The organism is Olivibacter jilunii (assembly GCF_900607235.1).
GTDB classification, from domain to species: Bacteria; Bacteroidota; Bacteroidia; order Sphingobacteriales; family Sphingobacteriaceae; genus Olivibacter; species Olivibacter oleidegradans.
This window is the reverse complement of sequence record NZ_LR027852.1, coordinates 271,370-290,914: the sequence shown is the minus strand read 5'-3', so window position 1 is coordinate 290,914 and position 19,545 is coordinate 271,370. Positions and strand designations below refer to the sequence as shown.

Here is a 19,545-nt window from a genome sequence, read left to right as displayed (position 1 = left end):
GTGTTTGTATAAGCTAAATGTATTGGAGCAATTCTTTGTCTCTTGCTTTTGATCACATCAAAACAAGCTAAAACCTTTCATATTCATGTTTATTAAAAAGCAGTTTACCTGGTTGCTTTTGCTTTTATGTAGTCATATAGGCTACGCGCAAAACAATGATTGCAATTTTATGATTAACGGACGTCTCATCGATTCGGACACACAATTACCACTTGCTGGCGCTACGATTCGCATCATGCCGGCCAATAGAACTGTAAAGACCGATGGCCATGGCTTTTATAGGCTTTCTTCGCTTTGTGAAGGCACCTATACACTTAGCTTCGAAAGCTTAGGCTTTGAAAAGACAAGTAGGACGCTGAACATAACAAAGAATGAAACCCTTCATATCGCCTTAAAGCATGGTGACATAGTACTCCACGACGTCGAGGTTGTTGGGCACCAAAACAATCTGAAAACTACATCCGTCGTAAATTCGCTTACTCAGCAGCAGTTAAGGGAAAGCAAAGGCGGTGTGCTTGCGGAAGTGCTCAAGGAGATCCCAGGTGTGACTATGTTGCAAACCGGAGCTACGATAGCGAAACCCGTTATCCATGGGATGCACAGCAACCGCATCCTGATGCTTAATAACGGCATCAGGCAAGAGGGACAGCAATGGGGAAATGAGCATGCACCCGAAATAGATCCTTTCGTTGCCAAGAATATCCGCGTTATCAAGGGAGCCGAATCAGTTCGTTATGGTGCAGAGGCTATTGGAGGCGTTATCATTGTTGAGCCTCCGACCTTACCGATAAACCCGGAAATTCATGGAGAAATTGATGTGGTAGGACAAAGTAACGGTCGCGGTGGCATCACATCGGCTATGTTAAATGGTGGTCTAAAAAAAATACCGGGCTTTAGCTGGCGCGCACAGGGTAGTTTTAAGAGACTTGGTGACATCAAATCGGCTGATTATTATCTTAATAATACCGGTGTTAAAGAAATTAACTATTCAGCGTCTCTAGGATATAAGACAAGTTCGACACAGTTCGAGGCTTATTATAGTCATTTCGAGACAGAATTAGGTATTTTCAACGGTTCACATATAGGAAGCGTGGAAGATCTGCAATCGCGTATTGAAAATGGCAAACCGTTCATTACCTATCCTTTCTCGCACACCATAGAGGCTCCGCGGCAAGAGATTAAGCACGACCTACTGAAGCTAAAAGCCCACCGGGATTTCACAAACGGTGCCCAAATGGACATCCAATATGGATTGCAAAGGAACTTGCGTAAAGAGTACGACATTCGGCGAGGCGGACGCACGGGCATTCCGTCGCTCGATCTGGAACTTACTTCTCAGAATTTGGATATCACCTACGACCACCTAAAAGAAAACGGCTTACGAAGTATTATCGGTGTTAATCTGGCGATGCAAGTAAATAACAACATCCCGGGCACTTTCGCTACCCCCTTGATTCCGAATTATGATAGTTATAATGCAGGGCTATTTATAATAGAAAGGTGGGTAAAGCCAACGTACGAAATAGAAGCGGGCATACGCTATGATTACAAATATTTCGATGCGGCGGGTTATCGTCTAGACTCAATCTACTACGCCGGTACGCGAACCTTCCATAATTTTTCAGGCTCACTGGGAGCTACCTGGCATGTTCATAAGAGCTTAGATGTACAATCCAATATCGGCCTAGCCTGGCGGCCACCATCGGTAAGTGAACTGTTTAGCTATGGATTACATCATGGAACTGCAGCGGTTGAAATTGGCAACGATCAATTCAAGAGTGAACAGGGTTTAAAATGGATGAATGCCGTAAAATTTCAATTACCAGACTTTGATCTTGAATTAGACGCTTATGCCCATTATATAAAAAATTACATCTACTTACAGTCTACCGGCGAATTTTGGGAGAGCTTAAGAGGGGCTTTCCCTGTTTTTCACTACAAACAAACGAATGCCCTCTTTTGGGGGCTTGATTTAACTGGCAGCTATCAGTTGACCGAAAACTTCCGCTATACAATCAAGGGCTCGCTTGTCAGAGCAAAAGACACTCGTCGGAAGAACTATTTACCCTGGATACCTTCTGACCGAGTAGAAAATGCCCTGCGATGGACGAAATCCCGCCAAAAGCGACATCTCAATAATACATTTATACAAGTGCAACATCAATTTGTGACTCGGCAAAGTCGGTACGAACCAAATACTGATTTTGCACCGCCACCTCCTGCTTATGGTTTATTGAATGTAATGGGAGGCCTTGGCTTTCGCTTCAACCAACAGGATTTGAATTTTCAACTAGGTATAAACAATTTGCTCAATAAGGAATACAAAGAATACATGAACCGATTTCGGTACTACGCACATGATATGGGACGGAATGTCACCTTGAAGCTAAACTACATTTTTTAATTTTTAATTTTTAATCTCTACAAACATGTACATTTTACGTAACTATTTTATGATTGCTGCTGTAAGTTTAGCAGCGGTTTCTTTCAGTTCCTGTTCGAAAGACGATCCTGTTCCGGAAATAGACCAGGAAGAATATGATGGCACGATCTTAACATTTACCGAGGGCCATTATCATGATGATGAATTCCATGCCGAAGGCGACACCCTGCAGGTACGTTTTATAAGAGGTAGCGACCGGCCTTACCCGTCACATGTGCATCTACATGCCGGCGAGCAATACCAATTGGATATTGCCATGTTCAAAAATGGGCAAAATACAACGGCCGAATTCGGCGAAAATGAACATCAGTGGTTTTTCCTCGGAGCACCCGCTGACGTGCTCGACTATACCTACACTGATAACCGAGTAGGATTTAAAGGTGTTTTCACGGTTAACAAGGCATCAGAGGGCTTTGATTTGCAACTTGTGTTGCGACATGGCTTGGACAAGTCGCAGCCTGCCGCACAAAGCTGGAACAGTCCCAACTATCGTGAAGCGGGCGGATCGGACGATTTCAATAAAAGCTTTGAATTGCATCCGGTAGATGAAGGACACGACCATGAGTAAATAAACCGGTTGAACTAAAAAGATTGAAAACAAGATAGCCCTTTTTAAAGGGAGGGCTATTTTATGCACTCTATATTTCTTTTTTACTAATATTTTTAAATAAAAAAACAATTTATGAACAAATTAAGAAACTTATCGTATTTGCTTGTCGCCTTTGCACTTATTTTCAATGCCTGTAGTAAAGATGATGACCCCGTGATTCCGGAAGATCCCAACGCGATTGTATCCGCTCGTCTGGATTTCATTGAAGTTAGTGGACATGCTCATGGTGATCACTTTCATGATCTCGCAGAAATCACCGGGGAAAAAGATAGTGTTGCCATCGAGTTTGATCAGTTTGGTGTTGCCAAAAGTGGCCATATTCATTTAGACCCCCACAAAGTCTATCGTTTGCAACTTTATGCCTATAATCGCGAAGGCAAGGAAGTACAGGAGGAATTTCTTACAAGCAAAACAGTAGCCGACTTTTACAAAGCTTTTATAGTCGGTGGTAATTTCACCTTAAATCCGGAAACGGGTGAGGCCGAAAATGGGGCACTTTTTCAACCAAGGGAACAAACGTACGGTGACGGCACCAAAGTAAACGGTAAATACGAAACAACCGGTATTCTTGCCTATTTTACTTTGGGCGAAGCGAATGAAGGCGCAGATACCGATGTATCTTATGTACTGCGAAAACTCTCAGACAATACAACTAAAGGAAAGATTGAACGCATTGACTGGAATCATGACGATTATGCTAGCAGATTTGCCGGAGAGGATGTGTTAAAATTGACCTTTGAGCTTCATGCTGTGGGGCACGATCATTAATTGATTTTCATAGAAGGAGCTCGTATAAAGCTCTCGAGCTCCTTCTATCCATCTATCCATTTGATCGTTAATTACTATGTTTAAGCACAAAGGGCAGATACACGCCAAATGTAATATTTCTGCCCGGATTATAAACACCTAAGTTCAAATCACTTTGATCTAATCGCCCTGGTTTATACCTGCTTAAAGCATCATAATACTTCTTATTCAGCAAATTATTAGCCGATACATAAAATTTGATTGGCTGCTTTCCGGCAAAAAAGGTGGCTCCTACACTTGCATTTACCAAGGTATAACCTGCTGTAGGTGTCTCAAACTCTTCATCTACGCGATTCTGTGCAAAATAGTTAGCCATGCCAACCGAAAGAAAAGGTTCCTGCAAATGCTTAATCTCCGGTTCATATCGTAACTCATTTCGCAATACTCCAGCGGGAATAAATGGCAAGGGCCTGTTCATGCTTGTATTCTGCGCATGTGTATAGCCAAAAGTATTCTCAAAATGGATGAAATGAACGGGATGCAAGATCAGACTTGCTTCCGCTCCATACAAATTAGCATTGACCTGTCCATATTGATAAACAGGCAAATTATCAATGAATTCGCCATGGTGGGCAGCATAAATAAAGTCGTGTATATAATTATTGTATAGCGTGGCGCTGGCATTCACAAAATCCCCGTCGTAAGATAATTCTGCGTCTACCTGGTAGCTCCTCTCTGGTTGCAAATCCGGATTTCCAATTTCGTAACGGAAAGTGCCCTCATGTTCGCCATTTGATCCCAATTCGGCTGGATTAGGCGCTCTAAAAGCAGAACCCGCATTGGCTTTGAAATTGAGTCTCTCTGTAAATTGATGCGTAAAGCCGATGGCTCCGCTCACATTAGAAAATTGATTACTGAAACGTTGAAACAGCGATTCTCCATTTTGCTCTAACGGCTTTCCTATATTTTTACGGAAATCGTAACGAACGCCTACATTAAAAGTACTATTTTCCCAGTTCTTTTTAATATAGGCAAAGGTTCCTACGCCATACGTGTCATAAGCAGGGATTAAAAATTCCTCCCCTCGGTTTTCGCTATGTCCAATTTCCGTACTGAAGCCAAAAACCGGTTCCCAACCATTTTTCTGCCCAATATAATAGCGCGCATCACCGGTATAGGTGTCCAAATTAAAATAAAGGGAAGGGTCGGGCCCGTCCTCTAACTCCCGTCGTTGGTTTCGTTGAAAACCCAGATTCAGTTTTAAGTTACCTGTTCCGATGAGTAAGTTATTATTCAATGATATTTTGTAATGGCGAATATCTTGTTTAGGATACTGTAAAGTCCTGCTCTTAAAGTCGTCATGAAAGAAGCGGTTTCCTTCTTCGTCCACATAATTGCCTTCTGAATCGAACGCAGGCTCATAAAAACCTATATTATTCCGGAAACTCGAAAAGTTGAGGTGGGTATATCCCCACGACTTATTCAGGCCCAGCATACCACTGAAATCTGTCTCATTAAAACCGGAATTGGGAAAATAGCCCACAGGTGTTTTAAATGAATAAGCATTTTTATAAGTGCCTCTACCTCTCCAAACGAAACCGTTCTGATTACCCGTCAACATAACTGATGATCCGACAAGACCATTGTTTGTGGAGTAGTTTGTTAGAAATTCTCCACTTATTTCTCCTTCAGGAACAGGAATGGGCTCCAAAAGATTAATAACACCTCCTAAGGCATCTGAACCGTAAATCAAAGAGGCTGCCCCTTTTAATACTTCCACCCGATTTGCTTTGAATTGGTCAATCTCGATTCCGTGTTCATCGCCCCATTGCTGTCCTTCCTGTTTGATACCGTTGTCAATGGTCACTACGCGATTATAACTTAAACCCCTTATGACGGGTTTTGAAATCGAGGGGCCGGTGCTTACCTGCGATACACCCGGACTTTTGGCAATTGCATCGATAATGTTGCTCGATGGAAGCAGCAACTTATCTTTATTGAGGATGTTCACTGTTGTACTATTTCTTTTATTGCTACCGGAAGAAAGGGTACCGGTAACAACCACCTCCTGCGTTTCTATAAGTGTTGGCTTTAACTCAAATTGCCAATCGTTTTCTTTAGAAAGGTCAATAACACGCGTAAGCGTCTCATAGCCAATAAATCTAAGCTCTATTAAAAAACTACCCCTCGCCGGAACATTTCGTAAACTGAACATACCGGATTGATCAGTGAGCACAGAAATTCGTAAATCGGGAATCGTAATAGTCGCACCCGACAAAGGCTGTTTGCTTGTCGCATCTATTACTTTTCCACCAACGGCTATTGTTTCCGTCGAATAACTTTTATAACTGCTGAGCATTAAACATGCAAACAGCATGGTGATGAACTTATACATAAAAATGGAATGCATGACAATAGTCATGATAATGAAAAAATTAACCTATAGAGAAAGTACTCTTTTATATTGCACCTGTTAAGTAAGCAAAGGAGGCCCTCTTGAGGTAATGTCCTGAATGGACTGTTGATGAGAAAAATGTATAAGACCGAATGACTGATAAGTCGACTTAGCAAAGAGTATGAATCTAAAACTAAATATAGGCACATCGTACTTTTGATTGATATGTAAGTTACATATCAAACAATAAGAAGAAAGACTCGCCGTGTGCTCCGTATGATGGTTAATCCTAAAAGTTGCGCTTTTTGGCTTTGGCGACAGCGATAAGTCGTGGTGATGATAGAAATCTAAAGGAACAACAGCTAGTACAAAGTACAAAAGCATGAACTTTGCAATGACTGAAAGCAGAATTCCTTTTCGATTAAACATATCGGAATGAAAGGTAAAAATCCGTGTAAGTCTTAAAAAGGGCCGGATACAAGTATCCGACCCTACATCTACCTATGAAAAACATGCCTTAAGCAAGGCAGTACAAAAATAACGCATTATATTTACATCACAAACAAAAACTTACGTTCTAGCGAAAATAATTTTAGCTTTTTGAAGTTTTGTAATAATGATTTTTATATTAGGTTTGCAAAATAGAATAATTTAAGGGGAACAAGATGAGCCTAACGCTATTAGAAGAATATATAGAATCAGGAAACGCTGCAGCTATAGATAATTTACTGCATACCAATCCGGCCCTATGTCAGCAAAAAACCAGCCATGAGATATCGCCCCTCCTATTGGCCTGCTATTACAATAAAAGTCAGATTGTAAAAATTATCTTGCAGCATATTCAGGAAATCACGATCTGGGAAGCTGCTGCCGCCGGTTTAACGGAGGTGGTAAATGAGTTATTGGAGGAATCTCCTGGCTTGTTAGACGCATTTTCCGAACACGGTTTTACGGCTTTAGGTATGGCTACGCATTTCGGTAACATAGAAATTGTTCGTTATTTGCTCTTAAAGGGAGCTGACCCAAATCTAGCATCGCAAAACGGTTATCAAGTTTATCCGCTTCATGCTGCCATAAGCGCTAATTTTGATGACATTGCCAAAATGCTGGTGGAAGCCGGCGCAGAGGTAAACGTATTACAGGCAGCCAGAACTACACCATTGCATATTGCCGCTCAGAACGGAAATATTGAAATGCTCATCTTACTGCTGGAGAACGGTGCTTTGGTGGATATCAAAAACGACTTTGGAAAAACGGCAGCTGACCTAGCCGCTGATAAGGGTTATATAGAAATAGCGAAGATACTAAGCTAAGAAGAGGAAAAAGCGGAACGAAAACGGTCTTTTAAAAATCCCACAGCCGATGCCTCATGCGCTTAACAAAATTGCGCACATCCAGTACAACTCCTGCTAGAAAGTAAAAGATGATAGGAAATCCCACGGCTAAAAATGAAGAGTAAATAAAGAAAAGGCGAATTTTCGAGATAGAAACACCTAACTTCTCTCCCAGGTATGCACATACCCCAAAAGAGCGTTGTTCAAAAAAAACCATTATGCGCTGTATCATAACGTCCTGTTTTGTTTAAATACTTGTAACCCGATTCCACAATCCAAACATCTATATCGATCGCAGTATTTATGCTTCAATTGCAGCAAAGCTTGCGAAACCGCTGCGGTTTTAACTTGAAGCCCTAACTCTTCAAATTGGTTCATGACACGATTTCTTTCACCTGCAAGCTGCTCCAATAAACCAATTGCTCGGTAAAGATACGTCTCTTTTCCAACATATTTGCCATAGCCGACCAAAATTGTTACGACTGTGTTCACAATAATATTATCAACAGAATTCAATCCTAGGCTTGGATTATGCTTCTTGGTTATCTTATCGAAGATATAATGTTCGCACCAGTAATCGTGAATAGGCAACTCCTGAAAAAGACACCGAAACTGCTCAACACTTTTCAATGTAAGGATTTTTGAAAATAAGTGCTTCTCGCGAGCACACCATGCGGCAAATTGAGCTAAGCGAATCGTCGGAAAATTAGCAGGCCGCATACGGAGAAATTTCCATACAGAAACAGGAAGAGGAGTTAATGAATACTGACGTTGTAAATAGCTATAATTTTGTTTTAAAGCATTGGGATAAGGATCATTAAAATGGTCTTTTTCTAATAAACCGGCTTGACCAAATAAAAGTGCTTCAATCATTTTTGGCTGGTGCCGGTTTTTATTAATAAGCTTATAAGGAGTATTTTTTGCTAAAAGTTCAAAAGGCATTGCGTTCACTTTGAAACCAAAGTTCCGTGCCAATAAAACATAAGTTACTTCTTCCCAATCGTCTTTCTTCTCTATCAAAAGTTTACGCAGATCATCGGATTTTTCTTGCAAACGTTCGGTCAGCAATCGTTCCAGCCACTGTTCTATTATGAAAGAGTCAATGTTGGGCATATATTGCTGACAGGGGATCCAAGCTGTACTCTGCATGAGTGCGTTGTATTTGGCCAATAGTTCATTATTTATAATGGGTTTCAATTCCAAAGTCTCGGGAATGGTGCCATCCGGTAGTCTGATTTCTTTATCATGTTCGTATACAACGTGCAAAATAACATTATTATAAGCACCGTCCTGTTGGTGTTGATGCACATACCAATCAGACGATCTTCGATGCAACTCTATGGTGCCGGCCCATTCGGTTTTGTCGATAATCAATCGACTATGTTCGAAATCGGGTCCTGCATTTTTATTGAGTATTCCGGGAGATAGAACAATCAACGGCTTACCACTTTTTGTTGTTAGGTTAATGTGTTTATACAAACGATACTTCCAGATATAGTGAAGCACATCTTCTGAAAATTCCATCTTCAAAAATCATTTAGGTCTACTTAAAAATAGAGATTAAACTACCAGCAACAACAAAAAGACTGAAAATGAACAAAGTGAACAGATTTTAATACAGGGCTAAGGTATAGGACGTAAGTATCATCGTCCTAAGTCAACAGCCTATTGTTTGACCCATCGATCTACGATCATCGCCGCGACGGTATCCCCCGTAGCATTCAGCAAGGTAGCCATTGGGTCAACTAATGTGCCAATAATCATTACAGCCGGCACTGCCTCGATCGGTAAATGATAGGCTGAAATCATGAGCATCTCTCCAATATATCCGCCATTGGGGATGCCGCCGGCAACGATGCTGACCAAAACCGTTAGGCCAATCGCTAACAATAAAGTTCCCGGTTCCATAAAAGGCTTACCCATCAACGCAAAAGCTACCGCAATTTTAATAATGGAGGACATGGACGAGCCATTTTTATGCAATGACGCCCCGAGCGGTATCACTACATTTGCCACAGGCTCTTGTATGCCAATCCGTTTGGCTGCATCCAAATTCGGTGGAATCACAGCAATACTGCTGCAGGTGCTAATTGCAGTAAGCGATGGCAAAATATTATTCCGCCAGAAAAGTTTAATACCGCGGCCTCCTCCTCCTATAAATGCATAAATGCTAAAGAAAACGAAGAAATAAACCAGTCCGCCGGCATAATAAACAGCCATAGGCTTCGCATACAGTCCGAACAGTTGCGGCCCAACAGTACCTACTTGATAAGCAAAATAGGCACCCAAACCCACAGGAGCCAATTTCATCACATAAACCAACAGGTTTTTCATTACTTCATTGCCGGAAGAAAGGAACCGACGAAACGGCTCGCCCGGGGCTCCCGATCGCAATGCAGCTATACCCACTAAAAAAGAGAAGATGATAAACGCGAGCATGTGCTCACGCGAAAGTAATTGGTTAAATTCGTTTACCGTCACAAAAGAAACGGCGCGTTCTCCCCAACTTTCTTGGTCTCCCTTGTTGAGGGATACATTGGCATGTGTTGTATCAGCAAGTTGGTTGCCTAGGGGGAACAGCCAGACACAAAAGATAGTGAAAACCGCTGCAATGATAATCGTCATCAAAAAGACAAGCATCATGGTCGACAAAATACGTCCGAGTTTTTGCCCTTGATCGATACTCGCCACGGCCGATGCAATCGCAAAAAAGATAAGCGGAATGACTGCTGTAAAAAGTAGGTTAAGAAAAATATCACCGATAGGTTTTAGGTGAACAACAAAGTCGGGAGAAAAAAGCCCAACCAGGCTTCCTATAATGATGCCTAATAGCAATAAAAGGATATTGCTATAGTTTTTAAAAAAACCACTACTTTGTATGTTCATGCAACACGAAAGTAGTGGTTTTTCCAAACATTATTAAGAAAATTTGCTTTTCAGTGCAGCTAGCTTAGCAGCCATATCCGTTTCAGGCGACTGACGTTTTTCCGGCTTGACGCCCTTGCGGTCGTGCTTTTTAGCTTGCGGTGCTTTTTCTTCGGTCTTCATACTTAAAGAAATCCGATTTCTATTTGCATCCACTTCGATAACCGTCACTTCTACCTGCTGATGTACTTTTACTACTTCATTTGGATCCTTGATAAAGCGATTAGCCATTTGACTTAAATGCACTAAGCCGTCTTGATGCACACCGATATCGACAAAAGCCCCGAAGTTGGTAATATTGGTAACGATTCCCGGAAGTTTCATCCCTACTTTTAAGTCATTTACCGTATTAACGCCTTCTGTAAAGGAGAACGTTTCAAACTTTTCACGCGGATCGAGGCCCGGTTTAGAAAGCTCGGCTAAAATATCATTCAACGTTGGTAGACCGACTTCTTCTGACACGTATTTATTCAGGGGAATACTTTTTCTTAGCTTCTCGTCCTTTAATAAGCTGTTCACCTCATGCCCCAAGTCTTTAGCCATCTCTTCTACCAATGCATAACGTTCGGGGTGAACTGCACTTGCATCCAAGGGATTCTCTGCTCCTCTGATACGTAAAAACCCAGCTGCTTGTTCGAAGGCTTTTTCACCCAGTCGCGGCACTTTTTTCAAATCAGCGCGCCTTCTAAAAGCGCCATGTTGATTCCGGTATTCAACAATGCTCTGGGCCAGTGCCGGACCTAATCCGGAAACATAAGCTAAGATTTGCTTTGAAGCGGTATTCAGTTCCACTCCAACCGCATTTACACAGCTTATAACGGTATCTGCAAGCGATTCCTGTAATTTATTTTGATCAACGTCGTGTTGGTATTGACCAACGCCAATTGATTTGGGGTCGATTTTCACTAATTCTGCCAAAGGATCCATCAATCGGCGGCCAATGGAGACGGCTCCCCTAACGGTAATATCATAATCCGGAAACTCTTCTCGCGCTACTTCGGAGGCTGAGTAAATGGACGCTCCGCTTTCATTGACCATCACGACGATCACATCCGGTATTTGCAATTTTCGAACAAAATCTTCCGTTTCCCTACCAGCCGTACCATTTCCAATAGCAATCGCTTCAATTTGATATTGTTTTACGAGCAGCTGGATTTGGTGAGCAGCTTCAGCTTCTTTTGCAGTGCCATTATGCGGATAAACCGTAGTATTGGTAAGCAATTTCCCTTGTTCATCCAGGCAGACGACTTTACAACCCGTCCGAAAACCAGGGTCAATAGCTAATGTCCGTTTACTTCCCATAGGAGCCGCTAACAATAATTGGCGGGCGTTTTCGGCGAAAACACGAATCGCTTCCTCATCTGCGCGCTTGCGGGTAATTAAACGAACTTCTGTTTCCATAGATGGTTTAAGCAAACGCTTAAAGCTATCTTGAACGGCTAAACGGATTTGTAAAGCGGCAGGACTTGCATTCTTAACGAAACGATTATCGATAAGCGCGATTGCCTCATCATCCGGTACTTCAACATCCAAATACAGCATTTGTTCCTTCTCTCCACGTCGCATAGCCAATATGCGATGAGAAGGGGCCGCTTTTAGAGGTTCTGTCCACTCGTAATAGTCTTTATATTTGATGGCCTCTTCCTCCTTACCGGGCACTACTCTAGAAGCAAAAGAGCCGTTTTCCATGAAAAAATCACGCATTTGAGCGCGCGTTTCCGCATGTTCGGCAATTGTTTCCGCCAATATATCACGTGCCCCCGCTAAAGCTTCCTCTACAGAGCTTACGCCTTTCTCGTCATTAACAAAAGTTGCAGCAAAATCTTCGACGCTACTTTGTTCCTGTTTCAGCAACCAATCCGCCAATGGTTCTAAGCCTTTCTCTCTAGCTACAGAAGCTCTGGTTTTTCGTTTTGGCTTGTACGGCAAATAGATATCTTCCAATACAGCCATCGTTTCTGCTTCTTCCAGCTTGCTTTGCAGCTCGGGGCTTAGCTTGCCTAATTCGGTAAGTGATTTGATAATCGCTTCACGTCTCTTATCAAGATCGCGTAGCTGCCCTATTCGATCTCTTATGGCTGCCACCTGTATTTCGTCCAAGCTACCTGTCAATTCCTTCCGATAACGCGAAATAAATGGAACGGTAGCCCCTTCGTCCAAAAGTTGAATGGTAGTCCGCACCTGTCTATCATTTAAAGACAGATCGCTGGCAATACGCTGTTCGTGTGTTAGCATGATTAATAGATATTTTGTTTTACCTTACCTTTATTAGGCTCGGTTTTTTACTGCTGCGAAATTGAGGTATTTTACTTTAAGAAGCAAGGGAGGTGGAAAGAAAGAGGATATAAAAAAAGCCCTTATGTAGGGCTTTATGCTTGTTGATCCTTATTTTTATTTTCATTTTCTTCAGGCTTTGCTGAAGTATCCTCTGAAGGGGAAGCTATGGGACTATAATTTCCCGATGGACTTGGATCGGCAGAGGTACCGCCGTAATAATTGGTTTGACTGCCATAGTATTCGGGTTGACGATGCCCCCCATCACTATAATCATCCACTTGTTCGGTTGGCGCCTTCGTCCGGGTAGTTTCCTGTTGGCTGCCGGTATCCGAAACATCCAGATCTTTTCCGAAATTATTAATCTGATCGTTAATATCTTTTTTGATAGATTCGGAAGCATCTTTAAACTCTCGAATCCCTCTGCCTAAGCCTCTTGCCAATTCCGGAAGTTTTCTACCTCCAAACAGAAACAATGCCACCAATAAAATCAGCATCATTTCAGATCCACCTATATTGAGAAATAATAAAATTGAACTTAACATCATAGTCTCTATTTCAGCCAAACAAACCTAATAAAATTTAAGTCCGTTTGCACAAATCAATTATCAAAGCTATTAAAATTTTGTCGGAATGAATAAAATATTAGAAAAATCTAATGCTTTATTTAGTTATTTGTTACTAGTTATTTGTTACTAGTTATTCGTTACTAGTTATTCGTTACTAGTTATTTGTTACTAGTTGTTAATTACCGGTTACTCGTTATTGGTTACTGGTTGTTCCTGCTAGAACGAACAACCAACAACGATTAACAAGCAACGAATCAAACCGTTCTACTCATATCCCATTTCTCCAGATAGTCCGCTACACGCCGTACAAACATGCCGCCCAGGGCACCATCCACCACGCGGTGATCATAAGACAAAGATAAAAACATCATGTGCCGAATGCCTATGACATCCCCAAATTCAGTTTCAATAACTGCCGGCTTTTTCGTGATCGTCCCTACAGCTAAAATAGCCACTTGTGGCTGATTAATAATAGGCGTTCCCATTACATTTCCGAAAGAACCTATGTTAGTTAAGGTGAAAGTACCTCCTTGGGTCTCGTCAGGTTTTAATTTATTATTTCTAGCGCGAAAAGCCAGATCATTAACCGATTTCGTGATTCCCACCAAACTTAAATCCTTCGCATTTTTAATGACAGGTACAATCAGGTTGCCATTTGGCAGGGCTGTCGCCATACCGATATTGATATCATGCTTTTTAATAATCTGAGTACCTTTCACCGAAATATTAATCATGGGAAAATCTTTAATTGCTTTTACGACAGCTTCGATAAAGATAGGCGTAAAAGTGAGCTTTTCATTTTCTCTCTGTTGAAAACTATCTTTGATCTTATTTCGCCAATTCACCAAATTGGTAACATCTGCTTCTACAAATGAGCAAACATGCGGAGCTGTTTGTACGCTATGAACCATATGCTCAGCAATAAGCCGCCTCATTCTATCCATTTCAATAATCTCATCCTTTCCCGAAACGCTCACCGCTGCCGGTTCGATATTTTTCACAGGCTCGGGCGGATTAGGAGAACCTACTCCCTCATCGGAAACCTGCCCCCCTTGATCAGTTTGACTAGCCCGCCTGGCCAGATAATCCAGTAAATCTTGCTTAGTGACACGACCATCCAATCCCGTACCTTGAATACGCTCAAGTTCGTCTGTTGATATGCCTTCCTCCTGGGCAATATTGCGAACTAAGGGTGAGTAAAAACGACCCGCATCCCCTACCGGTTCCTCTTCCTTCACCCGATCATCCGTTACCAATTGCTGCAGCCCCGGAATTTCCGTGCTAGTAGAAGGAATTTTCTCTTCTATCAAAGGCTCATTTAATGTGGCTGCACTCATCGCCAATTCTTCATCATCCCCCTCCATCTCCAAAACGGCAAGGACTTCTCCAACTTGAACCACTTCGTCATGTTGAAAGCGCTGCTCAATCAATTTCCCGGCTACGGGTGATGGCACTTCAGAGTCGACCTTGTCTGTTGCAATTTCTACGATGATATCGTCGACATTTACTATATCACCAGGTTGTTTTACCCAATTTATTATAGTTGCTTCAGACACACTTTCGCCCATCGCCGGAAGGAGTAAATTATATCTAGCCATAATGTGATATCTAATTAATTTGCATTAAGCGTCGTAAGTTACAACAATATCTAAAAAAATAAAACAGAACAGAATAAAATTCGTTAAAAACAGCCATTAGTTACTCGTTATTTGTTTTTAAGCTATTGGGCTTCAGAAATCAACTATCAGTTGCACCGGTTCCCATTGCGCTGAGTTGCCATTGCGAGCACAGGACACCTGCCTGCCGGCTGCGAGTACCGGCCTCAATGCTTATTCACTAGCTGCTTATTTCCAAAGTGTTCATGAACTCACTTTGTTCGGTTATCATACTGGTATCAACAACTTACCTATTTAACTACTCAACCAAATAACTAGTCAACAAGTTCTTCTTTCAGCAGATAAAAAAGCATAACCAGGGCATTTGCGGCTGAACGTTCAATATTAGGCAACCGTATTTTCCCAAAGTTAAATAATTTTGCTTTGGCCCCTTCTTTGCCTGCAACGGCAATCCAAACAGTCCCAACCGGCTTATCATCCGTTCCACCGTCCGGCCCTGCAATTCCGGTAATAGCCATACTATAATCGGTTTTGAAGTTTTTTTGAGCTCCTAACGCCATTTCCAAAGCTACTTGCTCACTTACAGCGCCATAGGCAGCTAAGGTGCTAGCCCGTACTCCAAGAACCTGTTCCTTTAACTCATTGCTATAAGATACCACGCCTCCTTTAAAAACCGCACTACTCCCGGGCAGGCTAGTAATCAGGTGACTTAAGTAGCCACCGGTGCAACTTTCCGCGGTAGATAAGCTTAATTGATGATTTTTTAAACGCGTTAATAACTGTTGTTCCAATAAGACATCGCCTTCTCCAACGAAATAAGGCTTTACAAGCTCCATTAGTGTACTGCTATAAGCCTCCATTTCTTTTTCGAGAGCCTGCTCCATTAAGCTACTGCCCGTTAGCCGTAAACGCACCTGTCCGAATTTAGGTAAGTATGCCAAATGGATATGTGGTGGTAAATCTTCTTCAAATGAATGCAATTTCTCCGCAAGGAAAGATTCGCCGATTCCCGCAGTTAATATAGAGCGATGGGAAATAGCATACTGGTTAGGTAATCCTTGCAACTTGGGTAGCACCTCGTTTTGCATCAGGTACTTCATTTCGGTAGGCACCCCAGGCATAATGATGTATATTTTTTCGTTCTCCTCAATCCACATACCCGGAGCCGTGCCCGTTTCATTATGCAAAACCCGGGCGTTGGCCAAAACATCTGCTTGCCTGTTATTGACTTCCAGCATTGGCCTATTGAACTTCTTAAATATAGATTCGACATGGGCAAGAACGTCAACATCGCGAACCAAGGTAGTATTAAAATAAGTCGCCAACGTTTGCTTGGTAACATCGTCCTTTGTGGGGCCTAAACCGCCTGTACATAGTATAATATCGGCACGTGAGGTAGCCGAACTTAACGCTTGCCTAATCGCATCCCCTTGATCTGCGATGGAAGTGATTTGCACCAGTGCGATTCCGATATGGTTTAATTGTTGGGCAATCCAGGCGGAATTGGTATCCACGATTTGACCAATCAGTATTTCATCGCCTATGGTTATAATCTCTGCTGTCATGACGTAATTCGAAAATTAAAAATTAAAAAGTCAAAATTAAAAAAAGGGGACTTGCAACTGACAACTTTCACTCCCTACTAACCAATATTTACTTCCAGCTAACTAACACCTAATTAGCCGCCTATCGCTTACAGCCTAGAGCTTATTGCCTAAATCCTAACAGCTAACACCTAAAAGCTATTATAATAGTCGTTACGTTTGGTCAATTTTAGATCTTGTAAAATAGATGCTTTTACCCGGATATTAAAAGTATAGCTTCGATAAGTACCGAATGGCACCCAGCCAAAAGACATATCCCAACAGTGCAAATCCCGGTAAATATTAAATTGGGTTAAAGCAAGTTTTTTCATTTGAAAATCATAACCGGTATTATATTGCACCTTCCATTTCGGAGTAATGGAAAAATCACCATGCAGATTGATGGTACTGGTTATACGCGATTCCGCAAAAGGCTTGCTGTATTGGAAACTAAAAGAAGCCGCAATATTCCAGGGAATGTTAAAATCGACGAAAGCGTTTGGATCAGAACTGATTCGGGCCAACTCCTGTTGTTGTTCAGGCGTCATATTGGTTTTATTTTTATTCATTTCATCCAAGTTGTTATTTCTGCTTTTCGCAGCTGCCGGATTAAAACTAAAGTCCATCGATAAACCAAACTGAGTAAGCCTTGCCAGCTGTCCACCTTTAATGGCATATTCATTTATCCTTCGATAACTCACTGTTGAGCTCCCAGGCGTTGTGTATGTTTCATAGCGATAAGGATCAAAACTACCGTTAAAATTCAGCCCCAGTTTATCATCAAAAAGTGCAGTTCTACCCGAAAAACTGATATTAGACAACTTAAATGAATCGGCCACAAAATTGTAATTTCCACTAAAGGTCAAACCTTGTAAAATCCGGATCTTTTTAAACCCCGTCCCGGTGGTGTCATCTTCACTACGTACTTTAGCTTCGATATTATTGTCCACTGAAAAACCAATACCCATTGATCGACCCGCACTAGGAGTTCCGTAAATTGCATTCTGGAAAATAGAATATTTTTGAATTCTACCTTGATTATCCAAGACGGGTGTACCATCAGCATAACGCTGTTCACGATAGAAGCCATATTTCGATTCAGAAAAGTCGGGACGATAGTTAAAATTGATCGAAGGTGTAATTACATGGCGAATGGCTGCCAGCTTTCCTTTAAAATTCTTTTGGCCGTATACCTTGGTAGAAAATCCACTGGAAAAGCTATAATCATAAGCTCTGTTGAAGCCCTGCACCGTATCGGTAACTTCTTCATAACCTTGTGGCGTATTATCATAGAACTTACGGATGGATTGGAAATACCAACGTTCAGTATAGTTCACGCTGGTGTTAAATTGAAAGTACTTGGCGACATTGAGCGACATGCTGATAGGAATATTATGCTGTATTCCGTTTTGCATTTTTTTCAAGGTTTCTTTTGTGAACAGAACACTATCCCCCGCATTAATCGAGTTTTTTCCCTGCATACTATAGCCCATGGTAATACGCTGATACCACTTCTGTTCTCCCACTCGATCCTTTGAATCAAAAGGATTAAAGGTAGCCACATTTAAGTTGAAAGTTGGCAGTTCGAGATTGACAGCACCGGTACTGATATCCTGTCGATGGCTTAAGGACGAAGTGAAATTCACTTTTCCATCGGCGAAAGTCTTTCCGTAAGCGATACTGGAAGACATGTTATTCCGCGTGATCTGATTGTAATCATATGATCCGCCAGCAGCCGTATTCGAAAAGTAACTACCGGTTCCGGCATTTACACTGGCACTGAAAGTTGTACCCGGATTAGCTTCCTGCCTTTGCGAGTGGTTCCAGGTGATATTGAAGTCTTTAGCACGAGAAAAGCCAGGCGTATTTTCTTCCCCGTTTTTTGTGTAAGCGTAGCGCAGTGAAAATCCCCCATCGTATTTATAGTTTTTCTTATAGCGCACACGGGCGTTAGCTTCCCAGGATCCCTTTGAGTACAGGTTCCCTCGTAGCTCAGCATCCCAATAATCATTTATTCCTATATAATATCCGGCATCGCGCATAAAAAAACCCCTGCTGAAATCCTCTCCAAAAGTTGGGAACAAAATGCCCGACTGTCTTTTATTGGTTTTTGGAAAAAAGCCGAAAGGGATCATGATAAAACGTAGTGGGACCTGCTCTACCACCATATAGGCACTTTTTGAGACTACCTGGTTCTCCGTGAGGATAACCTTACTCATTTGAATACCGAAGTGCGTGTGTGGAAAGGGCAAATTACAGGTACTATAAAAGCCATGTCTGATAAACTGCTCATTATATTCATTCTTCTTTATTTCTTTTGCCTGAATGGACGCGCCGTCCATTTCGGTAAAGACCCCATACGTTTTACCTTTTTTACTATCGAAATTAAAGATTAACGAATCGACGGTAACGGGTGGATCCGTAGCCGTTTTAAAAATAGGCCGTCCTTTATATTTTCCATTATGATCGATCATACCACTGGCAAACATCGTACGCGTATTATTGTCTATCCGGATGTAGTCAGCTGTAAGCTCCATGTCTTCATACTTTATTTTCGCATTGCCATATAAATGAAGTTGGTTATTTTTTCGATCGGTTCGAGTGGAATCCTCGGCGTTACTCAAAACCACGGAAGTGAGTCCGCCTGCTTCACCATCTTTTTTTACCGTATCTTGCCGCGTTGAGTCTTGTTTTATGCTGTCTTGGCGAACAGAATCTTGCGTTAAATTTAGCGGTCTGCCTAAGCTGTCCTGCACAATAAATTGCTGTCCGGATGCCCATAATGGCATCGCTGTGCCTGCGAGGAATAAAATAACTTTAAAAAAGATGCTAACAGACTTCAAATTTGACAACGAATATTATTTTTGCAGTATAAAAAAATTAAGGCGCCCAAAATTAGTGAAAGCAATAGCAGCTTGCAATAGCTATTCCTTCACTTAACAGTTTTTTATTTACGATTGCTACAATTGTTTTCAATAAAAGCATTTATTAGCAATTTAATACAATAAGATTAACTTTATAGCATTATATATTTTAAACAAGATTACGG

13 protein-coding genes are annotated in these 19,545 nt (G+C 41.7%); 4 read left to right on the top strand and 9 right to left on the bottom strand.

The genetic code is table 11. The annotated features are described in order from the left end of the window. The first annotated feature begins 85 nt into the window (after nt 1-85). From E0E36_RS17410 to E0E36_RS17400, 3 genes are all read left to right on the top strand, one after another. A complete protein-coding gene (locus tag E0E36_RS17410; RefSeq protein ID WP_130857055.1) occupies nt 86-2,404 on the top strand; it encodes a TonB-dependent receptor in 2,319 nt (772 codons plus the stop codon). A gap of 25 nt (nt 2,405-2,429) precedes the next feature. Then, nucleotides 2,430-3,011 carry a hypothetical protein gene (locus E0E36_RS17405; RefSeq protein ID WP_130857053.1) on the top strand — a complete coding sequence of 194 codons (582 nt, stop codon included), beginning with the start codon at nt 2,430-2,432 and terminating at the stop codon, nt 3,009-3,011. A 114-nt stretch (nt 3,012-3,125) separates the two neighbouring features. Continuing rightward, complete coding sequence (locus tag E0E36_RS17400; RefSeq protein WP_130857051.1) at nt 3,126-3,821, top strand: hypothetical protein; 696 nt, start codon at nt 3,126-3,128, stop codon at nt 3,819-3,821. 67 nt (nt 3,822-3,888) lie between these two features. Here E0E36_RS17400 and E0E36_RS17395 read toward each other — a convergent pair whose 3' ends face one another. After that, nucleotides 3,889-6,222, bottom strand: coding sequence for a TonB-dependent receptor (locus E0E36_RS17395; RefSeq protein ID WP_130857050.1), 2,334 nt, complete (start codon nt 6,220-6,222; stop codon nt 3,889-3,891). Nucleotides 6,223-6,860: 638 nt separating this feature from the next. Here E0E36_RS17395 and E0E36_RS17390 point away from each other — a divergent pair. Beyond that, the gene (locus E0E36_RS17390) at nt 6,861-7,508 is read left to right on the top strand and encodes an ankyrin repeat domain-containing protein (protein ID WP_013665817.1); all 648 of its coding nucleotides are present in this window, start codon (nt 6,861-6,863) and stop codon (nt 7,506-7,508) included. A gap of 31 nt (nt 7,509-7,539) precedes the next feature. Here E0E36_RS17390 and E0E36_RS17385 read toward each other — a convergent pair whose 3' ends face one another. From E0E36_RS17385 to E0E36_RS17350, 8 genes are all read right to left on the bottom strand, one after another. After that, the gene (locus tag E0E36_RS17385; RefSeq protein ID WP_013665816.1) at nt 7,540-7,761 is read right to left on the bottom strand and encodes a PspC domain-containing protein; all 222 of its coding nucleotides are present in this window, start codon (nt 7,759-7,761) and stop codon (nt 7,540-7,542) included. Continuing rightward, nucleotides 7,758-9,053, bottom strand: coding sequence for a DUF2851 family protein (locus tag E0E36_RS17380; RefSeq protein WP_130857048.1), 1,296 nt, complete (start codon nt 9,051-9,053; stop codon nt 7,758-7,760). Before E0E36_RS17380 ends, E0E36_RS17385 begins: the two co-directional genes overlap by 4 nt. 141 nt (nt 9,054-9,194) lie before the next feature. Next, nucleotides 9,195-10,415 (bottom strand): dicarboxylate/amino acid:cation symporter, encoded by a 1,221-nt coding sequence (locus tag E0E36_RS17375; RefSeq protein WP_130857047.1) that lies wholly within the window; start codon nt 10,413-10,415, stop codon nt 9,195-9,197. 33 nt (nt 10,416-10,448) lie between these two features. Continuing rightward, on the bottom strand, nt 10,449-12,689 hold the full coding sequence (locus tag E0E36_RS17370) for a Tex family protein (RefSeq protein ID WP_130857045.1): 2,241 nt from the start codon (nt 12,687-12,689) through the stop codon (nt 10,449-10,451). Nucleotides 12,690-12,823: 134 nt separating this feature from the next. Next, nucleotides 12,824-13,276: a Sec-independent protein translocase subunit TatA/TatB gene (locus tag E0E36_RS17365; RefSeq protein ID WP_165447022.1), complete on the bottom strand. Its 453-nt coding sequence runs from the start codon at nt 13,274-13,276 to the stop codon at nt 12,824-12,826. A gap of 275 nt (nt 13,277-13,551) precedes the next feature. Beyond that, entirely contained in the window at nt 13,552-14,895 is a 1,344-nt protein-coding gene (locus E0E36_RS17360; protein ID WP_130857044.1) for a dihydrolipoamide acetyltransferase family protein, read from the bottom strand. Between the two features lie 332 nt (nt 14,896-15,227). Next, nucleotides 15,228-16,478, bottom strand: coding sequence for a competence/damage-inducible protein A (locus tag E0E36_RS17355; RefSeq protein WP_130857042.1), 1,251 nt, complete (start codon nt 16,476-16,478; stop codon nt 15,228-15,230). Between the two features lie 170 nt (nt 16,479-16,648). Further along, nucleotides 16,649-19,348 carry a putative LPS assembly protein LptD gene (locus tag E0E36_RS17350; RefSeq protein ID WP_242627289.1) on the bottom strand — a complete coding sequence of 900 codons (2,700 nt, stop codon included), beginning with the start codon at nt 19,346-19,348 and terminating at the stop codon, nt 16,649-16,651. Nucleotides 19,349-19,545: the final 197 nt, after the last annotated feature.